Consider the following 26,085-nt stretch of genomic DNA (forward strand, 5'->3'; position numbering starts at 1 on the left):
GCAGGGCGGCGCTGCGCCCATAAAAAAAGCCGGCCCCCAGGGCCGGCTTTTGCATTCGAAGCGGGCAATGCCGTCAGAACCCCGCGAGGAGGCACTTGCCATTGAAGGCTTTGCCAGTGCGCGAGCTGCAGGTGACACCGGTGGGTAGCACGATCTCCATCGATGCCAGTTGGCTGGAGGCCGAAGCCACCATCGTCTTCGCGTTGCGCTGGCAGGTCGTCTGCATGCTGTACCACAGCGGCACCACGGCCTTCGGGCCCTTGATCTTCAGCGCCACCACATGCTGGTAGTCGAAGATGCCGCTGGTCGTGGCGTCGATGTGGTCACCGCCGGCGGCCTTCACGCGCTTGGGCAGCGGCAGCTTCAACTGCTGGGCCACGACGGGGTCGAGCGCGCTCGGGCAGCGGCCCGCGGCGGTGTTGCCGATGCAGTAGTCCAACGCGGCGGTGGTCGTCAGCGAACCGCTGCCCAGCGCCTTGACGGTGATGTTGAGCGAGGTGACCTGCGTGGGCGTGGCGCCGGCCACGTTGAAGACCACCACGTCGCCGCCATACAGGCGAGAAGAGATGTCCCAGGGCGCGCCTGAATCGGTGCCTGCCGAGCAGAACGCGAGGCCGGTGTCGCGGTCGTTGAAGCTGGTGTGGGCCTGGGCATCGACGTCGGCAATGTTCCATGACAGTGCATGGACGGTCGTGCTCTCGTTCTTCACGATCTCGCCGCCAGGGCCGTTGGCGATGCGCATCATCGTGACACCGTTGGTCGACTGGGCTGCGGCCGGCCCGCCAAGGACGGCCAGCAGCGTGGCCAGCGCGAGGGTGGGAAACCGGGGCGTGACGGGAGGGTGCATGGTGGTCGTCCTCTCAGGGGCTGGAAAGGGGCGAGAAAGCGCGGATCCTAACGGCGCAGATCGTGCACCGCCAGTCCGAAGTCGCCCGATGCGGGTTTGTCATCTGCACACGGGGCCGCTGCGTTGTGACGGTGCTCCGGGCGAAACGAGCCGAGCCACCCGGCTCGGGGCCCGACATGTGAGCAAAGGAAACAAGGCAGTTCATGCACCGCAAACTCAAATCGGCACTGTTCACCGCGACCGTGCTGCTGGCTGGCCCAGTGTCGGCTGAAGTGACCTTCTACGAACACAGCAATTTTGAGGGGCGTGCGTTCACCACGCAGCACCGGGTCGAAGACTTCCGCCGCTTCGGCTTCAACGACCGCGTCTCGTCGGTGGTCGTCACCAACCAGCCGTGGGAGGTCTGCGAGCATGTGGAGTTCGGCGGCCAGTGCATCGTGCTGCCGCCCGGGCAGTACCGATCGCTGGGCGAGATGCACATGAACGACCGCCTGTCGTCGGCCCGGCCGGTGCGGCACGACGGCCACCACGGCGATGACCACGACCACTATCCGCCGCCGCCGCCCGTCCAGGGCCAGGGCCAGATCGCGTTCTTCGAGCACGGCGGTTTCCAGGGCCGCGCGTTCCAGGTCAGCGGCGAGGTCGGCAACTTCCAGCAGTTCGGCTTCAACGACCGCGCCTCGTCGGTCATCGTGCTGGGCGAGCGCTGGGAGGTGTGTGAGCACGCCGGCTTCCAGGGCCGCTGCGTGATCCTGCGGCCGGGCCGCTACCCGAGCCTGGGCGCGATGGGCTTGAACGACCGGTTGTCGTCGGTGCGCCCGGTGCAGCCGACCGCGCGCTTCGAAGAGGTGCGCTACGCGCCGGTGGCCGAGCCGGTGTACGACTGGCGCCGCCGCCCGCAAGAGCGCTTCTATGAGGCGCAGGTGACCGGCGCGCAGGCGGTGTTCACCGGCCCGCAGCAACAACGCTGCTGGATCGAGCGCGACCGGGTGGCGGTCGAGCGCCGCAACGAGCCGAATGTCGGCGGCGCGGTCGTCGGCGGCATCCTGGGCGGCATCCTGGGCCACCAGATCGGCAGCGGCTCGGGCCGTGACCTGGCCACGGCCGGCGGCGCGGTCATCGGCGCGGTGGTGGGGGCCAACGTGGGCCGCGAGACGGTGGTCAGCCGCCCGACGCAGCGCTGCGCCGCGGTGCCGCCGCAGGGTCGGCCCGACTACTGGGACGTGAGCTACCAGTTCCGCGGTGTCGAGCACCATGTGCAGACGACCTTCCCGCCGGGCCCGACCTTGACGGTCAACGACGAAGGCGAGCCGCGCATCTGACGACGCGCATCGCGACGCAGACAAAGAACCAAGCCGGCGCATGCCGGCTTGTTCGTTTGGCGGCCCCGCTCAGCTTGCGGCCGTGCCGGCGCGCCGGGTGGCGATCCAGCCATCGACCCGCCGTTCCAGCACCTGCAGCGGCAGCGTGCCCTGCGACAGCACCAGGTCGTGAAAGTCGGCCAGCTGGTACTGGCTGCCCAGCTGCTGCTGCGCGCGCTGGCGCAGCTGCTGGACCTTCAGCGCCCCGATCTTGTAGGCCAGCGCCTGGCCGGGGGCGGCCATGTAGCGCTCGGTCGATTGCCTGGCATCGGCGGCGGTGACGCCTTCGATGTCCATCATGTAGGCCATCGTCCGCTCCCGCGTCCAGCCCTTGGCGTGCAGCCCCGTGTCGGTGACCAGGCGCACCGCACGGTGCAGCTCCATCTCCAGCTGGCCCAGGTGCTGGTTCGGGTCGGCGTACAGGCCCATCTCGTGGCCCAGCGTCTCGGCATACAGCGCCCAGCCCTCGCCGAAGGCGTCGTTCCAGCCGTAGCGGCGAAAGTCCGGCAAGTCCAGTTCGTACTGCAGGCTGGTGTGGAAGTGATGGCCCGGCTGGCCCTCGTGCAACAGCAGAGATGTCATCTGCGCGTTGTTGTACTTCGGCGGCGTGGTCGGTGCGCCGACAAAGAAGACGCCTGGCCGAGAGCCGTCCGGCGACGGTGCGTTGTAGTACGGGCTGGTCGTTGCACGCTGCAGCTCGGGGATCTCGCGGATCTGCAGCGGCTGCTTCGGCAACCGGCCGAACAGCTTGGCCAGCTGTGGCGTGACCTGATCGTTCAGCGCGTAATAGCCCTTGAGGATGTCGTCCCAGCTGCGGTAGGGGCGAAAGCGCGGCTGCACCGCGTGCCACTTGAGAAAAGCGTTGATCGAGCCCTTGTGGCCGAAGCGGCCTTGCAGCGCCGCCATCTCGCCGTGGATGCGCGCCACCTCGGCCAGGCCCAGCGCGTGGATCTGGTCGGCGCTCATGTCGGTGGTGGTGTGCTGGCGCACCAGGTAGGCGTAGTAGGCCTCGCCCTGCGGCAACGCCGAGGCGCCAGCCGTGCTGCGGCAGGCGCGCAGATACGGCCCCTGCAGAAACGCCAGCAGGCCCAGCATCGACGGGCGGATCTGTTTCTCGTACGTGCGCAGGTAGGCCTGCGAGATGCGCGCCCGCTCGGCCGCGCCGAAGCTGGCCGGCATCACCCGCAGCGCGGCGCCGAACGGCGTCTTGTCGAAGCGTGGGTCGGCCAGCGCCTTCAGCATCGGCAAGCCCGATTGCACCAGCGCACGAGGCGGCGTGTAGCCCTGCGCGATGCCTTCGCGCATGTTGACGATCGCCTGGCGGTTGTAGTCGGGGATGCGGGCGAGGCGCTTCAGGTAGTTGTCGTAGTCGGCCGGGGTCTTCAGCGGCTGCGTCTGGTCGCCCCCGGCCCAGTTGGACAGCATCACCGGCAGGCCGCCGTACTGGTCGATCGGCATCAGGTGGTCGGGGTAGGCGTCGCCATCCAGGGCCAGCTGCACCTCCCAGGCCAGCAGCTCATGGGTCAGGCGCTCGCCCGGCGCCAGCTGGTCGACCGGCACGCCGGCCAGCTCGCGCTTGACGCGTTCGCCCAGCGCGTGCGACTTGGCCACCTCGTCCGGTGCGATCGTGATCGCCAGCCGGCCTTCGAATTTCGGGTCGGCGAGGATGGCCGAGCCTTGCACCGGGTTCAGCTCGAGGCCGTCGGCAAAGTAGCGTGCCGCGATGTCGGCCAGGGCCGACGAAGGGGAGGGGGCCGAGGAGGCTGCTGCCGAGGCCGGTGCCGACGGCGCATCCGCCGCCCAGCTGCCTGGCAACGCCACGCCTGCCGCGACCGCGGCCGTTCTTCTCGCCCACTCACGTCTGTTCACCATCGGCTGTCTCCTGGATTGGTTGTCGCGCGCGATGTTGCCTGTTGCCGAAAGACCTGGCGCCGTGGTGCGACAGACGTCCGCTCCGGCGGGCCGAAGCCGGCCTGGCGGCGATGCAGCGCCGCGGGGGCGCCAGCGGTGAGCCGCGAGGGGCCGCCGCGAGCGGTCAGTGGGCGGCCGGGGCGGCGCGGTGAATCGTGATCGGTGCGCTGGTCGACGATCGTGCCCGCAACTGCCCGCAGCCACCCTCCACATCCTGCCCGGCCGACTGGCGCAGCTTGGTCAGGATGTGGCGGCGGTGCAGCGTGCGGGCGATCTCGGCCGCGCGCTCCCAGCTCGGGCGCTGGTAGTCGAGCCCGTCGACCTGGTTGTACGGGATCATGTTCAGGATCGCGTACTTGCCCTTCAGCAGCCGCTCGATCGCGTCGATCTCGTCGTCGCCGTCGTTGACGCCGGCCAGCAGCGTCCACTGGTACTGGATCGGGTAGCCGGTGCTGCGGGCGTACTGCTCGCCCAGCTCGACCAGCTCGGCCGGCTCGATGCGCGGCGCACGTGGCAGCAGCTGTTCGCGCAGCGCGGGCTTGGTGGTGTGCAGCGACAGCGCCAGCGCCGGCTTCACGCGGCCCAACGGCAGGCGCTCGAACACGCGCCGGTCGCCCACGGTCGAGAACACCAGCTGCTTGTGGCCGATCGCGCCGGCGGTGCCGAGCAGGTCGATCGCGTCGAGCACGTTGTCCAGGTTGTGGGCCGGCTCGCCCATGCCCATGAAGACGACCTTCTTGACCGGCCGGCGGCGCCGCGCCAGCGCGACCTGCGCCACGATCTCGGCACTGCCGACCTGGCGCAGCAACCCCTCTTTGCCGGTCATGCAGAACAGGCAACCGACCGCGCAGCCGACCTGCGTCGACACGCACAGGCCGTCGCGCGGCAGCAGCACGCTTTCCACCGTCTGCCCATCGCCCAGCTCGACCAGCAGCCGTGCCGAGCCGTCTTCGCCCGGGTGTTCGGAGCGCACCGTGGCCAGGGCCTGCAGCTCGTCGTCGAGCGCCGGCAGCGCGTGGCGCAGTGCCTGCGGCATGAAGTCTTCGAGCTTGCGGCGGCCGCTGTCTTGCGGCAGCGCGTTGGCCCACAGGCGCAGCACGCGCTCTTCGTGCTTCGGGTTGGCGCCCAGCGCGCGCAGGCGCTGGCGAATGGCGGGCAGGGTCGAGAGGGCGGAGGACACGACAGCTCAGTCAGGTGTGCGGGGGATGTCGGGCGGCTGATCGGTGACCACGTCGTCCCAATAGTCCATTGTCGCCGTGGTGCGAAAGCTCTGCCCGGCCAGCTTGACGCCGACACGCTGGGTGTCGGGGTAGAAGATCACGTCGTGCGGCTGGGTGTTGCCGACCAGCACATAGCGGCAGGGCGCGTCGCTGTGGTTGATCAGCGTGTGGGCCGCCTTCTGGCCGGCCGGGAAGCAGACATAGTGGCCGGCCTTCATCAGGTAGTGCCTGTCGCCCAGCCGCAGCGTCAACTCGCCTTCGAGGATGAGCACATGCTCTTCCTCGAGCAGGTGGTAGTGCGCCTGGTTGGTCTGCTTGCCGGGGGCGAGGGTCTCGATCGCGACGCCGATCTGTGTACCCCCGCCGTAACTCGACAAATGTTGCCACCGCATCTCGAATCGCTCGCCGCGGCTGAACGATTCGAACGGCACCTGGGCGCTGTCGAAAGGCTCGTAGATGCCGTCGGCGTTCTTCGAGCTGGGCGGTGTGGGAGGGTTGTCTTGTGTCATGTCGGCATGCAACCGCGGGGCGGCTGTGGCACAGTGCGGGGCCTTCAGCCTACCGTCAAGAACAAGGCCCCAGTGAGCAGCCGACCATCGTCCGCCCCCACCATCATCGACGTGGCCCGCGAGGCCGGGGTGTCGATCAAGACCGTGTCGCGTGTGCTGAACCGCGAAGCCGGCGTGCACGAACAGACGCGCGAGCAGGTGCTGGCGGTGGTGGCGCAGCTGAAGTACCGGCCCAAGCTGTCGGCGCGCAGCCTGGCCGGGGCACGCAGCTACCTGATCGGGCTGCTGTACTACGACCCCAGCGCGTCATTTGTTGGCGGGGTGCAGAAGGGCGCGGCGGTGCGCTGCCGCGAGGCCGGCTACCACCTGGTGGTCGAATCGATCGAGGACGACGCACCGGACATCGAAGCGCAGGTCGACCGCATGGTCGCCGCGCTGCGGCCCGACGGCATGATCCTGACCCCGCCGCTGTGCGACAACGCGCAGGTGTTGAAGGTGCTCGCCGACAGCGGCACGCCGACCGTGCTGATCTCGCCCGGCGAGCACGACCCCGCGCTGCTGACGGTGCGGATGGACGATGTGCAGGCCGCGGCCGAGGTGACCGAGCTGCTGATCGAGCTGGGCCATGAGCGCATCGCGTTCATCCGCGGCGCGCCCGACCAGGCGGCGTCCGAGCTGCGCTACCAGGGCTTCAAGCGGGCAATGAAGGCGCACGGGCTGGTGGTCGACGAGTCGCTGGTCTACCAGGGCGACTTCACCTTTCCCAGCGGCGTGGCCGGTGCCAACCACCTGCTGGCCCAGCGCCAGCGGCCGACGGCCGTGTTCGCCAGCAACGACGACATGGCGCTCGGTGTGCTGTCGGCCGCGCAGCGCCTGGGCCTGCAGGTGCCGGCCGAGCTGTCGATCGCCGGCTTCGACGATTCGCCCGCGGCGACGCTGGTCTGGCCGCCGCTGACGACCGTGCGCCAGCCGATCGAGGACATGGCGCGCATGGCGGTCGACATGCTGGTCACGCCGGCCGCCACCGCCGATGGCGACGAAACGCTGCCGACCGAGCGCGTGCTGCCGCACCAGCTGGTGCCGCGCGACTCGACCATGGCGCTCGCATCGCGCAAGCGCCGGGCGGCCGTTTCGACGGCCCCTGCCAAGCCGGCACGCAAGGCCTGACGCCCGCTGTGGCGTGCACGCCAACCCACGAATGAAGGCCTCGGGAAGACCCTCAATTGACGTGAAATGACAGCGTTGTCAGAATCCGCTTCGCCAGATTAGACAACGTTGTCATTCCTGCGGAGGCAGGGCCAAGGTGGTCCGCTGGCGGGGCCGCTCATCGCGGCGCACGGCCACGACAAACGACAGAAGGAGACATGGTGGTGATCAGCAAGAAGCATGTGGTGACGGCCCTGGTGCCGGTCGCCGTTCTCTCCGGCGCCGGTGTGATGGCGCAAGACAAGCCGACGGCCGATGCGGCGCCCGCAACCGGCGCGGTCGAGCAGGTCACCGTCACCGCCACCAAGCGGCTGACGCTGGTGCAGGACACGCCGCTGGCCGTGTCGGCCTTCTCGGGCAAGGACCTGGAGAAGGCGCAGGTCAAGGACCTGTCGACGATGCAGGCGCTGGTGCCTAACCTGAGTGTGGAGCAGCACGGCGACTCGGGCGGCGTGCACGTCTTCCTGCGCGGCGTCGGTTCGACCAACCACACCGAGCTGGGCGACCCGGCCGTGGCCTTCCACGTCGACGGGGTCTACTCGCCGCGGCCGCAGGGCGCCACGGTGCTGATGTACGACCTGGCCAGCGTCGAAGTGGCGCGCGGCCCGCAGGGCACGCTGTTCGGCCGCAACGCGACCGCCGGCTCGGTCAACCTGGTGACGGCCAAGCCGAAGTTCGGTGATTCGAGCGGCTCGTTCGGTGTCGTCGTCGGCGACCGCAACCACATCGGCGTGCAGGCCGCGATGAACGTGCCGCTGGCCGAGACCGCTGCGCTGCGCATCGCCGCCATCAGCGACCGGCAAGACGGCTGGGTCGAGTACCAGGAGCGTTCCTACGTGCAGCCCGGCGCGCGCAAGTATGGCGCCAGCGACCAGCAGGGCATCCGCACCACGCTGGTCTGGGACCCGACCGAGAACCTGCACACGACCACCGCGCTCGAGTACTACCGCGACCAGGGCACCGGCAACGTCTCGCTGATGCAGACGCCGCGCGCCGGCCAGAAGTGGAACTCGGCGCTGATCGACACCCCGGGGGCGCTCGACCAGGACAACACGACCTTCCGCACCCGCATCGACTGGGCGATCACGCCGTCGATCGAGCTGAGCTACATCGGCAGCGTCAGCAGCATGTCGCGCACCAACGCCAGCGACAACGACGCGGGCGTCTCGCCGGGCTTCAAGCAAGAGCACCGCACCGAGTGGTCGCGCTTCGACAACAACACGCACGAGCTGAACCTGAAGTCGACCGACGACGGCGCGTTCCAGTGGATCGCCGGGCTGTTCTCGATCAACGAAGACAACAAGATCCGCTTCGACATCGACATCTCGACCTCACCGGTCGTCGGCACCACCGGCCCGATCATCGTTCACCCGGTGGCCGACACCGACACCGCCTGGGCGATGTCGTTCATCCAGCCGCAACGCACGCTGTCATCGCAGGCCGTCTTTGGCCAGGGCACCTTCAAGTTCAACAAGGAATGGGCGATCACCGCCGGTGCGCGCCACACGTCGGAGAAGAAGGAAGACGTGGGCGGCCGCAACTGGGTCTGCCCACAGTTCGGCGCCACCGTCGGCACCGGCGGCCACCTGATCGGCCCGGGCGGCCCGGTCAACCGCGAGACCTGCAACAGCGACTACGACGACGCGCTGCCGGCGCCGGACTACGGCACCTGGCCGGGCGGCGGCCACAACGACGGCAAGACCGAAGACGACGCCAACACCTACCTCGGCCGCCTCGAGTTCAAGCCCAGCAAAGACCTGCTGACCTACGCCACCGTGTCGACCGGCTTCAAGTCCGGCGGCCTGTCGGACGGCGGCCGTCGCCACAAGCCCGAGTTCCTGACGAACTACGAGCTGGGCGCCAAGACCGAGCTGTTCGACCGCTCGCTGGCGATCAATGTCGCGGCCTTCATGATGAAGTACAAGGACATGCAGGTCTCGTCGATCGAGTACCAGAGCAATGGCCAGCAGCAGCTGGTGACCAGCAACGCCGCCAAGGCGACGATCAGCGGCCTGGAGGCCGAGTTCAGCTGGCGCATGAGCAAGGCCGATCGCTTCAGCGGTAACTTCTCGTTCCTCGATGCGAAGTACGACGACTTCCTGACCTGCGACTCGGCGCTGTTGACCTGCGGTGGCGCCGGCAACGAAGCCAACACCGTCAACCTCAAGGGCGAGCAACTGCCGCACGCGCCGAAGTTCTCGACCACCTTCGCCTACGAGCACGACTTCACGATGCCCGGCGGCGGCCTGGTGGTGCCGCGTGCGCAGGTGCACTACCAGACGCGCACCAAGCTCGGCCCCTTTGGCGACATCAGCCCGAACGCTTCGGCCGCGGCCCGCGCCACGCCCGATGCCCGCTTCCAGGACGCCTACGCCACGGTCGACCTGAGCCTGCGCTATGAAGAGCCCAAGGGCCGCTGGTTCCTCGAAGGCTACGTCGTCAACGCCTCGGACGAGCACGTGAAGACCGACGCCTCGTGGGTCAACGGCACCGCCTGGACCTCGTTCTACAACCCGCCACGCACCTACGGCGCCAAGATGGGCTATCGCTTCTGATCGCCCCAGGGGCCGCTCCTCTCGCGGCCCCGGCGAAACGGGGGCCCCCAAGGAAACGTCCTTGACGTTTCCGCCCCCCCGAGGGGGACAAGGAACTCGGGGCGGCCCTTCGTTTCCTTGCCCACGCCGTACCTTTCCCCGGCGCCCGCCCACACCACAGCCGGCGCCGGGTCCTTTTTCAGACCGATGTCTTTCACCGCAGAGGACGCGACCACCATGTTCAGCAAGGCCACGGCCTGCACCCTGGCGCTGGTGATCAGCCACGCCGCGTGGGCTGAGAAGACCACGCTGACGGTGGCCACGTTTCCCGACCTCGACCGTGCCTCCAAGGCCGCGGCAGAGAGCTTTCAAAAGCAGTACCCGCAGGTCGAGCTGAAGATCGTCTCGCTGCAGTACGCCGACCACCACACCGCGATGACCACCGCGCTGGCCACCGGCTCGGGCCTGCCCGACGTGATGGCGGTCGACTTTCGCTTCATCGGCAAGTTCGCCGAAAGCGGCGGCCTCGAAGACCTGAACGCGGCGCCGTACAACGCGCAGGCGCTGCGCAGCCAATTCGTCAAATACACCTTTGCGCAAGCGACAGGCAGCAAAGGCAACCTGGCCGCGATGCCGGCCGACATCGGCCCCGGCACGCTGCTGTACCGCAAGGACGTGGCCGACAAGGCGGGTGTCACCGAAGCCGAGCTGACCAAGAGCTGGGAGAGCTACATCGAGGCCGGCAAGAAGATCAAGGCCAAGACCGGCGCCTACCTGCTGGCCGATGCGGCCGACATTCGCGACATCGTGCTGCGCACCGGCCTGAAAGACGGCGAGGGCCTGTACTTCGACGCGCAGGGCAAGGTGCTGGTCGACAACCCGCGCTTTGTGCGCGCGTTCGAGCTGGGCCGCGCAGCGCGCCAGGCCGGGCTCGACGCCAAGGTCTCGCCGTGGACCAACGATTGGGCGGCCGGCTTCAAGCAAGGCCGCATCGCCAGCCAGATGATGGGCGCGTGGCTCACCGGCCACCTGAAGAACTGGCTCGCGCCGGACACCAAGGGCCTGTGGCGCTCGGCGGTGCTGCCCAGCGGCCAGGCCGGCAGCTACGGCGGCTCGTTCTACGCGATCCCGAAGAAGGCCGCGCACAAGCCCGAGGCGTGGGACTTCATTCGCTTCATGACCACCAACAAGGCCACGCAGCTCAACTCGCTGAAGGTGCTCGACACCTTCCCGGCCTTGATCGAGGCGCAGAACGACCCGGTGATGGACGAGCCGCTGGCCTTCCTCGGCGGCCAGCCGGCGCGCAAGCTGTGGCGCGAGATCGCCGCGCAGGTGCCGGCCACGCCGGTGACCAAGTACGACGCGATGGCCACCGACGTGATCCGCGACGAGTTCGAGAAGGTGGTGGCCGAGGGCAAGGCGATTCCCGCCGCATTGGCGGACGCACGCGCGCTGATCGAGCGCCGGGCCCGCCGCTGAAGGAGCCGCGCGTGGACCAGACCTACGCCGCCCCCGCCAGCCCGCCCCCCGCCGCGCGCGTGGTGCCGCGCGCGCAGGCCCGCAAGCCGGGCGCTGCCTGGCGCATGCGCCGCTGGGCGCCGTACCTGTTCATCGCGCCGTTCTTCGTGCTGTTCATCGTGTTCGGCGTGTTCCCGCTGCTGTTCTCGATCTGGCTCTCGCTGCACCAGTGGGACCCGGCCGCCGGCCTGGGCGCGATGCGCTGGGTCGGCCTCGAGAACTACGTGTTCGCCGCCACCGACCCGTGGTTCCACAAGTCGCTCTACAACACGCTGTGGTTCGCACTGGTGTCGGGCGTGCCGCAGCACTTTGTCGCGTTGCCGCTGGCTTACTTCATCCACCGCCACCTGAAGCGCAGCCGCAATGCGGTGGTGGCGGCGTACTTCGTGCCCTACATCACCTCCAGCGTCGCGATTGCGCTGATCTTCAGCACGCTGTTCTCCAAGGATTACGGCGTCATCAACGCGGTGCTGGGCCCGTGGATGAACGAGCCGATCGACTGGCTGGGCGACGCCACCTACACCAAGCCGGCGGTGGCCTTCGTCGTCTTCTGGCGCTTTCTCGGCTGGAACCTGGTGCTGTACCTGTCGGCGCTGCAGGTGATCGACCACGAGCTGTATGAGGCCGCCACGCTGGACGGCGCCGGCAGCTGGCAGCAGTTTCGCTTCATCACGCTGCCGTTGCTGAAACCCATGATCTTCTTCGCGGTCACGCTGACGATCATCGGCAACCTGCAGCTGTTCGAAGAGCCGTTCATCCTGGTCGACCCCGAGAAGGGCGTCAGCCAGTCGGTGATGACCAGCGCGATCTTCATGTACCGGTTGGCCTTCAGCGATGGCGACTTCGGCACCGCGTCGGCCGTGTCGTGGCTGCTGTTCCTGATCATCGCGGCGCTGACCTGGGGCAACAGCAAGCTCTTCGGCCGCACGGGGGGGCAGCATGCGTCGTCGTGACCTGCGCCCCGGTTCGGTGGCGGCATGGGCCCTGGTGGGCGCCGGTGCGTTGCTGCTGGTCGCGCCTTTCTGGTTCACCTTCGTCTTCGCGACGCATGGCCGCGCGGCGATCTTCAACTCGCCGCCGCCGGTGTGGTTTGGCTCGGCGCTGCTGACCAACATCGACCTGCTGACCGAGCGCCTGCCGTTCTGGCGCAACCTCGGCATGAGCGTGTATGTGGCCGTGCTGACGACCGCGCTCAACCTGCTGCTGTGCGCGCTGGCCGGCTATGCGTTCGCGGTCTACGAGTTCCGCTTCAAGAAGCCGCTGTTCGCGGTGGTGCTGGGCTCGATGATGCTGCCGAGCTTCTTGAACATGATTCCCAGCTTCATGGTGATGGACGTGCTGGGCTGGATCGACGAGCCACGCGCGCTGTATGTGCCGGCGGCGGCCAGCGCGCTGGGTATCTTCATGATGCGCCAGTACATCGGCTCGGCGATCCCGAAAGACCTGCTCGACGCCGCGCGCATGGACGGCTGCCACGAGCTGCGCATCTTCTGGAGCGTGGTGCTGCCGCTGCTCGGGCCGGCGCTGGGCACGCTGGGGCTGATCACCTTCATCGCGTCGTGGAACAACTTCATGGCGCCGCTGGTGGTGATGCGCTCGGCCGAGCACTACACGCTGCCGCTGGCCTTGCGCTCGATGCAAAGCCCCAACAACACCGAATGGGGGGCCCTGATGGCCGGCAGCGCGATCGCGATGCTGCCGCTGCTGGTGGCCTTCTTCTTCAGCGCGCGGCGTCTCGTCGCGGGCTTGACCGCCGGCGCCGTTCGCGGCTGACCGCACCTGCGTACCCGAAAGACGATGAACTCCAACGACACGAACTTTGCTGCGGCGGCCCACCGCGCAGCCTTTCGCCCCGACTTTGCCTGGGGCTCGGCGACCAGCGCCGCGCAGATCGAAGGTGCCGGCGCGCTCGACGGCAAGGGCCCGTCGATCTGGGACGCCTTTTGCCGCGAGCCCGGCCGCATCAACGACGGCTCGAACATCGACGTGGCCTGCGACCACTACCACCGCTACCGCGACGACGTGGCGCTGATGAAGTGGCTGGGCCTGAAGGCCTACCGCTTCTCGTTCGCCTGGCCGCGCGTGCAGCCGCTGGGCCGCGGCTTGTGGAACGAGCCCGGCTTCGCGTTCTACGACCGCCTGATCGACTGCCTGCTCGAAGCCGGCATCGCCCCGCACGCGACGCTCTACCACTGGGACCTGCCGCTCGCGCTGCACACGCAACTGGGCGGCTGGCCGGCGCGCGAGATCGTGCCGCACTTTGCCGACTACGCGGCCGAAGTGGCGCGCCGCTTCGGCGACCGGCTGGCGTCGCTCGCGACCCTGAACGAGCCGTGGTGCGTGGCGACGCTGGGCTACGAGACCGCGCAGTTCGCGCCCGGCAAGACCAACCGCGCGGCGGCGATGCAGACCTCGCACCACCTGCTGCTGGCGCATGGCCGCGCGATCCAGGCGATGCGGGCAGAGACCAAGACGCAGCTGGGCATCGTGCTGAACCACACGCCGGCCTTCCCGGCGACGGAGCTCGAAGCCGACCGCAAGGCTGCTCGGCTGGACGACGGCCTGAACGTGCGCTGGTACATGGACCCGGTGTTCCGCGGCCAATACCCGGCCGATGTGCTGGAGCACCTGGGCGCCGATGCGCCACGCATGGAAGCCGGCGATCTGGCCGAGATCGCGCAGCCGCTGGACTTTCTGGGCGTCAACTTCTACACCCGCAGCTACATCAGCACCCAGCAGCCCAAGGTGCCGGCGCCGGGCCAGCACGGCTTCACCGACATGGGCTGGGAGATCTACCCCAAGGCGCTGACGCAGCACCTGGTGCGCATCACGCGCGAGTACTCGCCGCCGCCGATCTACATCACCGAAAACGGCATGGCCAACGCCGACCGTGTGGACGCCGACGGCCGCGTGGCCGACGCCGAGCGCGTGGCCTACCTGCGCGAGCACCTGGCCGCGCTGGCCCGGGCGATCGAGCTGGGTGTCGACGTGCGCGGCTACTTCTACTGGAGCCTGCTCGACAACTTCGAATGGAACTCGGGCTACGCCAAGCGCTTTGGCCTGTTCCATGTCGACTACGAGACGCAGGTGCGCACCGCGAAAGACAGCGCGCACTGGTACCGCGCGTTCATCCAGGCGCAGCACGCCGGCAACGAGCCGCCGAAGGCGCCCTGAGCATGTCGGCCGTCCGCTTCGAAGCCGTTGCCAAGACCTACCCCGGCGCCAGCGCGCCGGTGGTGCAGGGGCTGGACCTGCAGGTCAACGAAGGCGAGTTCATGGTGCTGGTCGGCCCCTCGGGCTGCGGCAAGAGCACCACGCTGCGCATGCTGGCCGGGCTCGAAGAGCCGAGCGCCGGCCGCATCCTGATCGGCGATACCGACGTGACCGATCTGCCGCCCGCGCAGCGCGGCGTGGCGATGGTGTTCCAGAGCTACGCGCTGTACCCGCACATGACGGTGGCCGAGAACCTGGGCTTCGGCCTGCGCATGGCCGGCAAGACCAAGGCGCAGATCAGCGAGGCGGTGCAGCGTGCGGCCGAGCGGCTGCAGCTGACGGCGCTGCTGGCGCGGCGGCCGAAAGAGCTGTCGGGCGGCCAGCGCCAGCGCGTGGCGATCGGCCGCGCGATCGTGCGCGAGCCCAAGGTGTTTCTGTTCGACGAGCCGCTGTCGAACCTGGATGCCGCCTTGCGCACGCAGATGCGCATCGAGCTGGCGCACCTGCACCGCAGCCTGGGCACGACGATCGTCTATGTCACCCACGACCAGGTCGAGGCGATGACGCTGGGGGACCGCATCGCCGTGTTCAACAACGGCCGCATCGAGCAGGTTGGGCCGCCGATGCAGGTCTACCAGCAGCCGGTGAACCGTTTCGTCGCCGGGTTCCTGGGCTCACCGCGGATGAATTTTCTGCCGGTGCAGGGCGCCAACGAAACGGCGCTCGAAGTACCCGGTGGCTTGCTGCGCTGGCCGCATGGGCAGGGTGTGTCGTCGAGCCGGGTGGCGGCCGTCGGCGTGCGGCCCGAGCACCTGCACCTGGTCGGCGACGACGCGGGCTTCGCGATCAGCGGCGAGATCGACACGGTCGAGCAACTGGGCGATACCAGCGTGGCCTACGTCAGCCTGGCCGGCCTGGCCGAGCCGCTGGCGCTGAAGATCACCGCGACGACGGCCTTGCCGCCGCGCGGCGCCAAGGTGCAGCTGGCCGCCGAGCCGGGCCACCTGCTGGCGTTCGACGCCGAAGGGCATCGCCTGGACGCGGCGTCTTGATGCGGCGTGCGGCGTGTGATGCGCCGCGCGCCCGTCAGCACTGCAGCAGCAACCGGGCGGTCTTGGCGGCGCAGCCGCAGCGAAACACATAGGCCCAGCCGCCGCCGAAGTTCATCTCGGTCTTGCGATCGGGGCCTTGCTCGAGCAGCGCGGTGAACCGCATCGCTTCGCCGCAGGCCGGGCAGGTGGGCGTCTCGTCGAGTTCTTCCCAATGGGCGGTGCCGCCGATCTGGCCGAGCACCTGGCGGGTGTCGGTGCCGGTCGCCGTGGCCCACCCCATGGCCGCGCTGGGGTAGTCGAGCGCCTGCTCGATCGGCGTCACCGCGGCGGCGTAGCGGGTGGCGCGCAGGGTCTTGCCGGTGGGCGGCGGGTCAACCAATTGCAGATCGGCGAGGCCGACCCTCAGCACCGCGTTGCCGCCCGATTCGGCCTCGCCCTGGTGGCACATGCCCGGCCGGTTGCGACACATGAACAGCAGCAGCAAGGCGTCGTCGTCACGGTCGCCGTCGGCGTCGATGCGCAACTGGCCCAGAAACTGCATCGCACCCTGGCACCAGCGGCACTGCGGCCACATCAGCCGGCCCAGCGGCGCGGACGGGCGACCGCCGAAGACGGTCTGGTCGGTCGCCTGCTCGGCATCGAGCGGGCGGTTGATCATCAGCTGGATCATCGGGCGGGCGGCGGCGGCAACAACGGCGGAGCGCCGATTCTGGGCCGCGGCGCATCAGGGCCGCATAAGCAAACCGAGGCAAACAGCGGCGAACGGCGCGAAGGCGGCTGGCGCGCCCGCGGGGCCGAATGCCAGTTCGAGGTGATGGCAACATCGCGCCATCGACTGGCGGAGATGGCACCATGAACAAGACACGACTGAGCGGCGCGATCGGGCTGTCTCTGGCTTGGGTGATGGCCTTGCCGCTGTGCCAGGCCCATGGCGGCGATGCATCGGTGTCGCCAAGCCAGGTGGGGGCGGTCAGCTTCGCCAACTCTGGCGCCAAGGCCGCGCAGCGCGACTTTCTGATCGGCCTGGCGCAGCTGCACAACTTCGAATACTGGGCCGCGGCCGAGGCCTTCCGGCGCGCGCAGAAGGCCGACCCGAATTTCGCGCTGGCCTACTGGGGCGAGGCGATGACCTACAACCACCCGCTGTGGGCGCAGCAAGACCGGGTGGCGGCGCGGGCGGCGTTGCTGCGGCTGGGCGAGACGCCGGCGTTGCGCCGGGCCAAGGCCCAGACCGAGCGCGAGAAGGCCTACCTCGATGCGCTCGAAACCTTGTACGGCGAAGGCGACAAGCTCGACCGCGACCGCCGCTACGCCGACGCGATGCGCCAGCTGCACGAGCGCTTTCCGAACGACATCGACGCGACCTGCTTCTACGCGCTGGCCCTGATGGGCACTTCGCACGAGGGCCGGCATCTGCCGAGCTACATCAAGGCCGCTGCGCTGATGACCGAGGCCTTCCATGCCTACCCGCAGCACCCCGGCGCGGCGCACTACCTGATCCATGCGGTCGATGACCCGCTGCATGCGCCATTGGGCTTGGCCGCGGCACGCGCCTATTCGAAGATCGCGCCGGCGGCGGCGCATGCCCAGCACATGACCTCGCACATCTTCATCGCGATGGGCATGTGGGACGAGGTCGTGCAGGCCAACGAGGCCGCCAAGCGCATTGCCGACCAGGCCCGCGCGGCGAAAGGCCGCCCACCATCGGGCTGCGGCCACGGGCCGGCTTGGCTCGAATACGGCTACCTGCAGCAAGGCCGGCTGGCCGACGCACGGCGCGTGCTGGCGGCCTGTGCCGACGAAGCGCAACGGCGGCCGAGCCTGTCCGAAGGCGCCGACCTGCTGGACGTGGACGGCAGCTCGGCCGCCAGCTTTGCCGCGATGCGCGCGCGCTACCTGATCGACACCGGTGATGGGGCCGGCGAGGCCGCGGCGATGACGGCCGACCTGTCGGCGGTGCCGGTGGCTGAATTCGAGCGCGACCATGTCGATGCCTTGATGGCGCTGCGCCGGCCGCCGCCCGAATCGGCCGACGGCGTGGTCGAACGGGCCGAGAAATCGGCCGCGCGCGTGCGCGCCGCGATCGACGAGGCCGGCCTGCCTGCCAGGCACCCGTCACGCCTGGCGCTGCAGATCCACCTCGACCAACTGCACGGCCTGCAAGCGCTGCGCCGCGGCGACACCGAAGGCGCATTGGCCATCTTGCGCAAGGCCGCCGCCGACGAGGCCGCGTTGCCCTACGAGTTCGGCCCGCCGACGATCCGCAAGCCCGGCAACGAATTGCTCGGCGAGGTGCTGCTGGCGCTGGGCCGGAGGGCCGAAGCGGCCGCTGCCTTCGACGCTGCGCTGGAGCTGGCGCCCGGGCGGGTGCTGTCGGTGCAGGGGCGCCAGCGCGCGCAGCCGTAGGGGGTTGAAGCGGCCGGGTCAGACCGCCGCTTCAACCACCATCTGCAGCCGCTGCTGGCCCTGGAACTCGTCCAGGCTCAAGCGGTAGGCCAGGCGCACCTTGCCGGGCAGCGGCTCGGCGTGGCCGAACCAGATCGCGTCGCGCAGTTGGCCCTGGTGGCGCAGCCGCAGCTTCAGGTGTTTTTCGCCGACCAGGCGCTGCTGGATCACCTCGACCTCGTCGCAGAAGACCGGCGCTTCGAAGCCCTGGCCCCAGACCTGCGCATCGAGTTTGGCCACGGTCTCGGCGTTGAAGTATTCGAGCGAAAGCGGGCCGTCGGTGGCCAGGGTACGGGCCAGTGCGGCCGGCTGCAGCCATTCCTGGGCCACCGCCTGCAGGGCGGCGTCGAAGGTCTCGAAGTCTTCTTCGGCGAGGGTGCAGCCCGCGGCCATCGCGTGGCCACCGAACTTCTTCAGCACGCCGGGGTGGCGCTTGCTGACCAGGTCGAGCGCGTCGCGCAGGTGAAAGCCGGGGATCGAGCGGCCCGAGCCTTTCAACAGCCCATCATTGCCGATCGCGAACACGAAGGTCGGCCTGTGCAGCCGGTCTTTCATGCGGCCGGCCACGATGCCGACCACGCCTTCGTGGAACTCGGGGTCGAACAGCACCACGGCCGGCGGCGCGGCGCCTTCGGGCATCAGGTTGTCGAGCAAGGCCTCGGCCTGCTCGCGCATGCCGGCCTCGACCTCGCGCCGCTCGCGGTTGATCGCGTCGAGCTGGCGTGCCAGTTCAGCGGCGCGCAGCGGGTCGTCGGTGGTCAGGCATTCGATGCCGAGGGTCATGTCGGACAGGCGCCCGGCGGCGTTGATGCGCGGCCCGAGCGCAAAGCCGAAGTCGAACGCCGACGCGATCTCGCAGCGGCGCGATGCGGCGGCGAACAGTGCCGCCACACCCGGCTGCATGCGGCCGGAGCGGATGCGCTTGAGCCCCTGCGCCACCAGGCGGCGGTTGTTGGCGTCGAGCTTCACCACGTCGGCCACGGTGCCGAGCGCGACGAGGTCGAGCAGCGCATCGAGCCGCGGCTGGTTGGTGGCGTCGAAGCGGCCACGGGCGCGCTGCTCGGCACGCAGCGCGAGCAGGGTGTAGAACATCACGCCGACACCGGCCAGCGCCTTGCTCGCGAAGCTGCAGTCGGGCTGGTTCGGGTTCACGATCACGTCGGCGTCGGGCAACTGCACCGCACCGTCGATCAGCGCCGGCAGATGGTGGTCGGTGACCAGCACGCGGATGCCCAGCGAGCGCGCATGCGCCACGCCGGCCATGCTGGCGATGCCGTTGTCGACGGTAACCAGCACATCGGGCTGCTGCGCGCGGGCCAGGTCGACGATGGTCGGCGTCAGGCCGTAGCCGTGCACTTGGCGGTCGGGCACCACATAGCTGAGCGTGCCCGGCGCGGCGCCGAGCATCGCCAGGCCACGCCAGGCCACGGCGCAGGCGGTGGCGCCGTCGCAGTCGTAGTCGGCCACCACGCACAGGCGCTGGCCTTGCTCGATCGCGTCGGCCAGCAGCCGGGCCGCCTCGGCGCTGCCGCGCAATTCGGTGGGCGGCAGCAGTTGGCCCAGGCCGTCGTCGAGCTCGGCCGGGCTTCGCACACCGCGGGCGGCGAACAATCGCGCGAGCAGCGGGTGCACGCCGCTTTGTTCGAGCGCGAAGGCGGTGCGCGGCGGCACGTCGCGGGTCAGCAGGGTGGGTGAAGACATCGGGGGTGGTACTACAGATCGGCCAGCCAGGGCGCGGGGTTCTCGCGCCGCGGGGCCAGCAGGCCACGCCGCCACCATGGGCGGTCGATGGGCGCAAAGGTTTGGGCGTGGCGCTCGCCACACAGCGTGATCTGCACCGCTTGGCCGGCTTCGGCGCGGTGCAGCAGCGCCGCCACCGGCCCGGCGTCGAGCGAGGCCCAGGCCTCGGCCCAGGTGGTCCAGTCGTCGGCCAGCGCGGGGCCCCGTAGGCGCTCGTCGATCTGCAGCCCGTCGGTCACTGCGGGCGGCTGGGTCGGGCCGGTGCCGCTGAGCCAGAACGAGTTGACCGGCAGCAGGCCCTCGGCCTCGCGGGCCTCGTTCAGCGGGTGCTGGTGCAAGGTCATCTGCGCCTCGGCCTGCAGCCGCCGCACCAGGCGGGCGCCCGGGTGGCTGCCCAGCCACAGGTCGACATTGCGGCCGATCACGCGGTCGAGCGAAGCGCTGGGCAGCTCGGCCAGGCTGGGGTGGCGGGCGTACCAGCGGGTGGGCGCACCCCACAGCAGCTGCCAGCCGCCATCGGCAAACAGCGGCGCGAGCGTGTCGAACAGCAGGCGCGAGAAGGCGTGGTCCAGCCCCAGCGCGAGCGGGTTGCCGAGCGAGACCTGCTCGGTCCCGACATGCCAGTGCGCCGGGCTCAGCAAGGCCCAGCCGTCGTCACCGGGCTCGACCGCCAGGCCGTCGCGTCGGGCGGCCTGGGCGGCCAGGGGCAGCAGGCCGTCGTCGGCCTCGGGCCAGCCCCAGGCGCGGGCCAGCACGCGCTCGTGCGGCGGGCTCAGACTCAGCTCGTCGCCCTCGTCGCGCCGGGCCGGCGCCAGCCGGGCCAGCAGGCGCTCCAGCGCGGGCAACTGCAAGGTGGACAAAGCCTGCCCGGCAGCGGGCGACAAGGCGGAGGCGAACGGAAGCACCAGGTGCATCCGTGAATTATCGGTCGCCGCCTGCCAACAGCGGCACAAAGTTCTCCCAGAGAGAGGTGCATGGCCGTTTTCATTCCGATACAGTCGATCGCTCACAAACCATGACAAGGGCACACCCGCGCGAAAGCCGGGGTCGCAAAGCCACCGGTCCACACGCCGCTTCCTGCGGTGCGGGCAGCGGGGTTGCCATGCAGACGAGGTGTTAGGCCGTGGCCTGGGCACCTCGCCGTCGACCGGCCTGCTGCCGGTGCTCGGCAATCGTTTTCCGCAGGCGATGCGGCTCTACAGCGGGTGTGCTCTTGCACATGGGGCAAGGGAGCTGCGGATGTGTCTTGACCTCGCCGGGCCGTGCGTGGCCCGTACACCTGGCTCGCCCGGGCGGCCTGCGGGCTGTCAGCGGGTGGTCGTCACCGCCTTGGTGAGCGCCGCGTGAAGATGCCGGCGGCCCATCGCCCGCCCGGCGCCGGCGTGCTGGTGCCCTTTGTCGTCGTCATCGGTGTGCTGCTGGCCTTGTGCATCGGCGGCTACCAGGTGCTGTCGGCGGTGCGGGCGTTCGTCGGGGGCGAGAGCCTGTGGTCCAAGGGGCGCAGCGGGGCCGTGGCGCAGCTGCGGCTGTTCGCGGCGACAGGCTCTCCGGCGGCCTACCGGCGTTTCGAAGCCGACCTCGACGCGCCGCTGGGCGACCGCGATGCGCGCGAGGCGCTCGACGCGGACGAGCCCGATTTCGAGCGCGCGCGGGCCGGTCTTCTGCGCGGTGGCAACCATGTCGACGATGTCGACGGCATGGCCTGGCTCTACCACGCATTCAGCGGCAGCCCGTTGATGCGCGACGCGGTGGTCGCGTGGCGCCAGGGCGACGAACTGATCGCCGAGCTGCGCGCCACCGGCCACGAGGTGCAGGCCCGGCTGCAGCGGCCGCAGCGGCTGGGCGACGGCGAGCTGGCGCAGCTGGAGGCGCGGCTGGACGATCTCGATGCGCGCCTGATCACGCAGGAAAAGCGCTTCTCCGAGTCGCTGGGCATCGCCTCGCGCAAGACGCTGCACGCGCTCGAGGCGGCGGTGGCCGCGCTGGCGTTGCTGATGGGGGCGGTGGTGGTGACCTCGGCCGGCCGCACGCTGCGACGCAGCGAGAAGAACCGCCGCCAATTGGCCGAGGCGCACCAGCGCTGGTCGCTGGCGGCGGCGGTCGCCGGCATCGGCGTGTTCGAGTGGCGCGCCAGCGACGACCGCTACCACCTGGACGCCCGCGCCAGCGCGTTGTTCGGCATGGCAGCCGGCGAAGATGGCGGTTATGTCGAGCGCCAGGCTTGGCGCCGCCTGCTGCTGGACGAAGACATCGACCGCCTGCGTGAAGTGCTCGAACAAAGCCGCCGCGACGGCACGCCGTTTCGCGTGCGCTACCGGGTGCGCCACAGCGACGACAGCCTTCATTTCCTCGAGACCGTGGGCTTTCAGCAGCTCGGCAGCGATGGCCAGGTGCTGCGGGTGCTGGGCGTGGTGCACGATGTCAGCGAAGAAGAGGAGCGCACCCGGCTGACCATCGAAAAGGCCGCCGCCGAGCGCACCGGGCGTGCCCGGATGGAGTTTCTGTCGCGCCTGAGCCATGAACTGCGCACGCCGTTGAACGCAGTGCTCGGCTTCTCGCAGCTGATGCTGAGCGATCCGGCCGAGCCGTTGCCGCCATCGGCGGCCGAGCGCACCCGCCTGGTCGTGGCGGCCGGCCACCACCTGCTGCACCTGGTCGACGATGTGCTGGACGTGACGCGCATCGACTCGGGCCAACTGAGCGTCAGCGTCGGCCCGGTCGACCTGGGCTCGGTGCTGCAGTCGGCGCTGCAGCAGGTCGAGCCGCAGCGCCAGGCGCTGGGCATCGCGATCGACGCCGACCTGCCGGCCGCGGCCTGGCATGTGCGGGCCGACGCGGTGCGGCTGGAGCAGGTCTTCGTCAACCTGCTGACCAACGGCTGCAAGTACAACCGGCCCGGCGGGCGGCTGGCGGTGGTGCCGCGCGTGGCCGGCGACGCACTGTGGGTCGATTTCGAAGACCAGGGCGAGGGCCTGGCCGCCGACGAGATCAAGGAGCTGTTCCAACCCTTTCGGCGGTTGACACGGCACTGGCGCGTCGAAGGCACCGGGCTCGGCCTGGTGATCGTCAAGCTGCTGCTGGTGCAGATGGGCGGCAACATCGAGATCAGCAGCCGGCCGGGGCAGGGCAGCACGTTCAGTGTGCGGCTGGCGCGGTGTGATGAGTTGGGGTGAGGTGCGGGTCAGGGCCCCGGTGATCGGCTCGTGATCAGCGCGATCAGGGCGTGATTGGCAACGTCGACGCTTGTGAGAAGTCGATGGGTTCGAGGGCGGGGCTGCTCAGCAGCGTGAGCTGCCGTTCGCTTCGTACACATCAACTTGTCTGTGGACGGCCACGACCGGTCGCTCGCCAACGACCGCTTCCCCGTGGCTAGACCGCACTGATCTAGGGAGCATCCAAAGTACTCGGGTCCGTCGCACGCGCCACGCGAGAGGCAGGTCGAACGAGCCACCGTTCCCTGTCCCCGCAGGAAATTCGCTCATCAGAAGAGCGGATGACGGCCCGAGGCGCAGCAATGAGACTGCGGCCAGCCAGGAGGGTGATTCATGGGTCAGCGCGAGGTCAATCAGGCAGGGATTGATTTGGTCAAGTCGTTCGAAGGCATTCCTGACGGCAACCCGTCCACCGTCAACATCGATCCCTATCTGGACCCGGTGGCCATCTGGACCATCGGCTGGGGCCATGCCATTCGCCATCAAGGCCGATTCCTGCGCGGAGAGTCTGACCGGGCCACGGCCGCGGCCTTGTATCCGGGCGGGTTGACGGAACCGCAGGCCGAGGCCTTGCTCGCAGGCGACCTGATGGACGCCGGGCGCGATGTCAGCGCGGCCGTGGCAGTGCCGCTCAATGACAACGAATTCGCGGCGCTTGTGAGCTTCACGTTCAACCTGGGAGCCGCCAATCTGCGCAGCTCCACTCTGCTGCGCTTGCTCAACCGCGACGACCGCCGCGGCGCGGCGGGCCAGTTCGGCCGCTGGATCCTGGCCGGCGGCAAACCGTTTGCGGGTCTCGTCAACCGCCGCCGCGCTGAGCGCGAACTGTTCCTCCTGGCTCCGTGATTCGACCGAGGGAGTTTTCCATGTCCATGCAAGAGCATCGCAAGGGCCTGATCTGGCTCGTGCTGTACGTCATGGTGGTGGCCGTCGTGATGTGGTTCTGCAAGCGCAACGAACTGCCGCCCGGCGACGACACCCTGCGCATCAACACCGTGCATCCCTTCGAGCGCCTGGCGTCGCCCAGCTGCAATGAGCTGGCATCTACCTCGCTCATGCTCCTCGTCGAGGGTATGGATACCGGGTTGCGCAGCGCTGGCTGCCAGGATTCCGAGAAGGAAACGTCGAAGGCCGTTTTCAACTTCAAGCACACGGCGCCCGCCAACGCGGCCGACGAAGCCAAGAGCGACACCGTCTGGTCGGTCATTCTGGGCCACCCGCTGAAGACGCTGCGAAGCCCGCGAACACTGCACTATCAAATCCAACGCACCGACGGCACAGGCGACAACCTTGCGCCTGCGGATGCCAAGGTCTTGCTCGTGATCTTCGAGTGGTGGGCACCGGGCGGCGTGGCCCTGGTGGTGCTGGTCTGGGGCGCGATGATCTACCTCGGCGCCCGCACCGCCCTCGTACGAGACAGTGGTGCGCCAGGGGTACCGTTGGCACAGCGCACCTTCAGCCTGGCCAGGGTGCAGATGGCCTGGTGGTTCGCGATCGTCTTCGCCAGTTTCGTCTTCCTGTGGCTGGTGACGGGCGAGACGCCGGGCATAAGCGCCCAGGCATTGACGCTCCTGGGCATCTCCAGCGCGACGACAGCCGCGTCCGTCGGCATCGGCGGCCCCGGTGCCACCAGCGACGGCCTCAAGGGCGTGTTCTTTCGCGACCTGCTGAGCGACGCCGATGGCGTCACGATCCACCGCTTCCAGATGCTCGTCATGACCATCGCGTTGGGTCTGGTCTTCCTCTTCCACGTCGCGAGCCAACTGACGATGCCCGAATTCGACCCTTCACTTCTCACCTTGATGGGCATCAGCGCAGCCACGTACGTGGGCCTGAAGATTCCCGAGAAGAAGGCCGACGCCGACGCAGCCCAGATCGCCGACACCGTGGCCGAAGCCAAGGTCGGCTACTCGCCCATGCCCGAATAGGGCGCTCCGCACCCAGGAGAAGCACATGCCCAGATCAAGCAGCCATCTTCCGGCGCGTCGACTCGTCTACATCGCCGTGCTGGCTCTTCTCGGCGGGTGCGCCAACCCCGTCGTCAAGCTGGATGTCGCGGGGCATAGCCTGGAGGCCAGCCCCGCACCGGGCGGCGAGCCAGCGTCCATGACGCAGGCCATCGCCAAGCTCAACCATGTGCGGGCTACCTACTACGAGGCCATTCGCGACCAGACAGGCACAACTCAGAATTCGATCACCGGCCTGGTGTGGCTGGGCGCCGTGATGCTGGGGGCGGCTTCCAATGTGCACCGGGACGTGCTGGTCACCACGGGCGTGGTGGGCGGCACGACCTATGGGCTCACCACCGCGCAGCTCGACAAGCGGCGCATCGACGTGTGGCAGGCGGGTATCGACGCGCTGGATTGCGCGCGTGAAGCCATCGTGCCGCTGGAGATGGAAGAGGGCCAACGCGAGCAACTGGTGGCCTACCTAAAGGAGCTCAGGAGCCGCAGGCGTGCTGTCGAGCTGGCGCAGGTCAAGTTGACCGCGCGTCGGGGACGGATCGACATCACCGCGGAGATCGACCAGACCATCGCATCCTTGCTGGCCAAGGCAGACGAGGCTCTGAAGCTGGCGGCCAAGACGCAGGAGGCTGGCGAGACGCAATTGCGGGCATCGCGAGGCAGCGAGCTTTCCGCCACCGTGAACCGCATCTCCAGCAAGGTGACGCAGGTCATGGGCAACATCTCGCTGCCTCCGTCCACAGTGAAGGACATCCTCGCCGACCTGCCGAAGCAGATCAACGCCATCGTGCCTAGTGCGCTGCCCAAGTCCGCAGCGGCGACCACGCCCAAGGCCGCGCCGGCGCCCGATGGAACGCCGAAAGCCGAAAGCGAAGCCCCGGCGGCCGCAGAAATCGAGGCGCTTGACAAAGCGTTGTCGGAACTCGAGACCGTTCATGGAAACGTGAACGCCTCGCTGGAAAAGGTAGATGCACCTGCCGCGATCACCGCATTGAAGGCCTGCAACGTGGCCGATGTGATCAAGCCCTTCGAGCTGGTGCCTCCCACGTTGACCTTCATCCAGGGGCGTGCCGAGAACAAGGGCTTCGAGATCAAGGGAGGCGTGCCCAACTACCGCGTCAAGGTCCTGGGTGCACTGCCGGATGGACTCGGCACCAACTTCGAAGGCGACTCTGCCAACACCGTCATCGTCACCGCCAGCGACAAGGTGAAACCCACGGAAGTACGCATCCTGGTGAGCGACAGGAGCAACCCCGCGCAGACGCAACAGATCGTCATCAAGGTCGAGGCGGCGCCATCGCCATCGCCATCGCCATCGCCATCGCCATCGCCATCGCCATCGCCATCGCCATC

19 protein-coding genes, 1 pseudogene and 1 riboswitch are annotated in these 26,085 nt (G+C 69.0%); of the genes and pseudogenes, 13 read left to right on the plus strand and 7 right to left on the minus strand.

Annotated elements, in window-relative coordinates; translation table 11 throughout:
• Nucleotides 1–73 precede the first annotated feature (73 nt).
• On the minus strand, nucleotides 74–847 hold the full coding sequence (locus ACE3SG_RS02585; RefSeq protein ID WP_374562383.1) for a hypothetical protein: 774 nt from the start codon (nucleotides 845–847) through the stop codon (nucleotides 74–76).
• 203 nt (nucleotides 848–1,050) lie between these two features.
• Here ACE3SG_RS02585 and ACE3SG_RS02590 point away from each other — a divergent pair, with 203 nt between their 5' ends.
• A complete protein-coding gene (locus ACE3SG_RS02590) occupies nucleotides 1,051–2,169 on the plus strand; it encodes a beta/gamma crystallin-related protein (protein ID WP_374562384.1) in 1,119 nt (372 codons plus the stop codon).
• A 69-nt stretch (nucleotides 2,170–2,238) separates the two neighbouring features.
• On the opposite strand, the gene ACE3SG_RS02595 is transcribed toward ACE3SG_RS02590, so the two are convergent.
• The 3 genes from ACE3SG_RS02595 to ACE3SG_RS02605 form a co-directional block, all read right to left on the minus strand.
• Nucleotides 2,239–4,080: a DUF885 family protein gene (locus tag ACE3SG_RS02595; protein ID WP_374562385.1), complete on the minus strand. Its 1,842-nt coding sequence runs from the start codon at nucleotides 4,078–4,080 to the stop codon at nucleotides 2,239–2,241.
• A gap of 163 nt (nucleotides 4,081–4,243) precedes the next feature.
• Nucleotides 4,244–5,299 (minus strand): RNA methyltransferase, encoded by a 1,056-nt coding sequence (locus ACE3SG_RS02600; protein WP_374562386.1) that lies wholly within the window; start codon nucleotides 5,297–5,299, stop codon nucleotides 4,244–4,246.
• 6 nt (nucleotides 5,300–5,305) lie between these two features.
• Nucleotides 5,306–5,848 carry a cupin domain-containing protein gene (locus ACE3SG_RS02605; RefSeq protein WP_374562388.1) on the minus strand — a complete coding sequence of 181 codons (543 nt, stop codon included), beginning with the start codon at nucleotides 5,846–5,848 and terminating at the stop codon, nucleotides 5,306–5,308.
• A 72-nt stretch (nucleotides 5,849–5,920) separates the two neighbouring features.
• Between ACE3SG_RS02605 and ACE3SG_RS02610 the strand changes: the two genes are divergently transcribed.
• The 7 genes from ACE3SG_RS02610 to ACE3SG_RS02640 all read left to right on the plus strand — a co-directional run bounded on the left by ACE3SG_RS02610 (nucleotide 5,921) and on the right by ACE3SG_RS02640 (nucleotide 15,371).
• Nucleotides 5,921–7,015 carry a LacI family DNA-binding transcriptional regulator gene (locus tag ACE3SG_RS02610; protein ID WP_374562389.1) on the plus strand — a complete coding sequence of 365 codons (1,095 nt, stop codon included), beginning with the start codon at nucleotides 5,921–5,923 and terminating at the stop codon, nucleotides 7,013–7,015.
• A 203-nt stretch (nucleotides 7,016–7,218) separates the two neighbouring features.
• Nucleotides 7,219–9,609, plus strand: coding sequence for a TonB-dependent receptor (locus ACE3SG_RS02615; protein WP_374562390.1), 2,391 nt, complete (start codon nucleotides 7,219–7,221; stop codon nucleotides 9,607–9,609).
• A gap of 216 nt (nucleotides 9,610–9,825) precedes the next feature.
• Nucleotides 9,826–11,067 carry an ABC transporter substrate-binding protein gene (locus tag ACE3SG_RS02620; protein WP_374562391.1) on the plus strand — a complete coding sequence of 414 codons (1,242 nt, stop codon included), beginning with the start codon at nucleotides 9,826–9,828 and terminating at the stop codon, nucleotides 11,065–11,067.
• An 11-nt stretch (nucleotides 11,068–11,078) separates the two neighbouring features.
• Nucleotides 11,079–12,059 carry a carbohydrate ABC transporter permease gene (locus ACE3SG_RS02625; protein ID WP_374562392.1) on the plus strand — a complete coding sequence of 327 codons (981 nt, stop codon included), beginning with the start codon at nucleotides 11,079–11,081 and terminating at the stop codon, nucleotides 12,057–12,059.
• Nucleotides 12,046–12,879, plus strand: coding sequence for a carbohydrate ABC transporter permease (locus ACE3SG_RS02630; protein WP_374562393.1), 834 nt, complete (start codon nucleotides 12,046–12,048; stop codon nucleotides 12,877–12,879). The genes ACE3SG_RS02625 and ACE3SG_RS02630 overlap by 14 nt, the downstream gene beginning before the upstream one ends.
• A 24-nt stretch (nucleotides 12,880–12,903) precedes the next feature.
• Nucleotides 12,904–14,280 carry a GH1 family beta-glucosidase gene (locus ACE3SG_RS02635; protein WP_374562394.1) on the plus strand — a complete coding sequence of 459 codons (1,377 nt, stop codon included), beginning with the start codon at nucleotides 12,904–12,906 and terminating at the stop codon, nucleotides 14,278–14,280.
• A gap of 2 nt (nucleotides 14,281–14,282) precedes the next feature.
• Entirely contained in the window at nucleotides 14,283–15,371 is a 1,089-nt protein-coding gene (locus ACE3SG_RS02640; RefSeq protein ID WP_374562395.1) for an ABC transporter ATP-binding protein, read from the plus strand.
• A gap of 34 nt (nucleotides 15,372–15,405) precedes the next feature.
• Here ACE3SG_RS02640 and ACE3SG_RS02645 read toward each other — a convergent pair whose 3' ends face one another.
• Nucleotides 15,406–16,029 (minus strand): hypothetical protein, encoded by a 624-nt coding sequence (locus ACE3SG_RS02645; protein ID WP_374562396.1) that lies wholly within the window; start codon nucleotides 16,027–16,029, stop codon nucleotides 15,406–15,408.
• A 194-nt stretch (nucleotides 16,030–16,223) separates the two neighbouring features.
• Between ACE3SG_RS02645 and ACE3SG_RS02650 the strand changes: the two genes are divergently transcribed.
• Nucleotides 16,224–17,777, plus strand: coding sequence for a hypothetical protein (locus ACE3SG_RS02650; RefSeq protein WP_374562397.1), 1,554 nt, complete (start codon nucleotides 16,224–16,226; stop codon nucleotides 17,775–17,777).
• Between the two features lie 18 nt (nucleotides 17,778–17,795).
• On the opposite strand, the gene recJ is transcribed toward ACE3SG_RS02650, so the two are convergent.
• Together recJ and ACE3SG_RS02660 are read right to left on the minus strand one after the other, a co-directional pair.
• On the minus strand, nucleotides 17,796–19,517 hold the full coding sequence (gene recJ / locus ACE3SG_RS02655; RefSeq protein WP_374562398.1) for a single-stranded-DNA-specific exonuclease RecJ: 1,722 nt from the start codon (nucleotides 19,515–19,517) through the stop codon (nucleotides 17,796–17,798).
• Between the two features lie 11 nt (nucleotides 19,518–19,528).
• Complete coding sequence (locus ACE3SG_RS02660; protein WP_374562399.1) at nucleotides 19,529–20,470, minus strand: hypothetical protein; 942 nt, start codon at nucleotides 20,468–20,470, stop codon at nucleotides 19,529–19,531.
• A 99-nt stretch (nucleotides 20,471–20,569) separates the two neighbouring features.
• A riboswitch (cyclic di-GMP riboswitch) is annotated at nucleotides 20,570–20,661 on the plus strand.
• A 244-nt stretch (nucleotides 20,662–20,905) separates the two neighbouring features.
• Here ACE3SG_RS02660 and ACE3SG_RS02665 point away from each other — a divergent pair.
• The 4 genes and pseudogenes from ACE3SG_RS02665 to ACE3SG_RS02680 all read left to right on the plus strand — a co-directional run.
• Nucleotides 20,906–22,729 (plus strand): ATP-binding protein, encoded by a 1,824-nt coding sequence (locus ACE3SG_RS02665; protein WP_374562450.1) that lies wholly within the window; start codon nucleotides 20,906–20,908, stop codon nucleotides 22,727–22,729.
• Nucleotides 22,730–23,101: 372 nt separating this feature from the next.
• Complete coding sequence (locus ACE3SG_RS02670; protein ID WP_374562400.1) at nucleotides 23,102–23,614, plus strand: lysozyme; 513 nt, start codon at nucleotides 23,102–23,104, stop codon at nucleotides 23,612–23,614.
• Between the two features lie 20 nt (nucleotides 23,615–23,634).
• Nucleotides 23,635–24,696, plus strand: a complete 1,062-nt coding sequence (locus ACE3SG_RS02675) for a hypothetical protein (protein ID WP_374562401.1) — start codon at nucleotides 23,635–23,637, stop codon at nucleotides 24,694–24,696.
• A gap of 25 nt (nucleotides 24,697–24,721) precedes the next feature.
• Nucleotides 24,722–26,085 (plus strand): annotated as a pseudogene (locus ACE3SG_RS02680) (hypothetical protein); the annotation flags it as partial.

The sequence above is a fragment of the Ideonella sp. genome (genome assembly GCF_041914305.1).
Taxonomy (GTDB): domain Bacteria; phylum Pseudomonadota; class Gammaproteobacteria; order Burkholderiales; family Burkholderiaceae_C; genus Ideonella.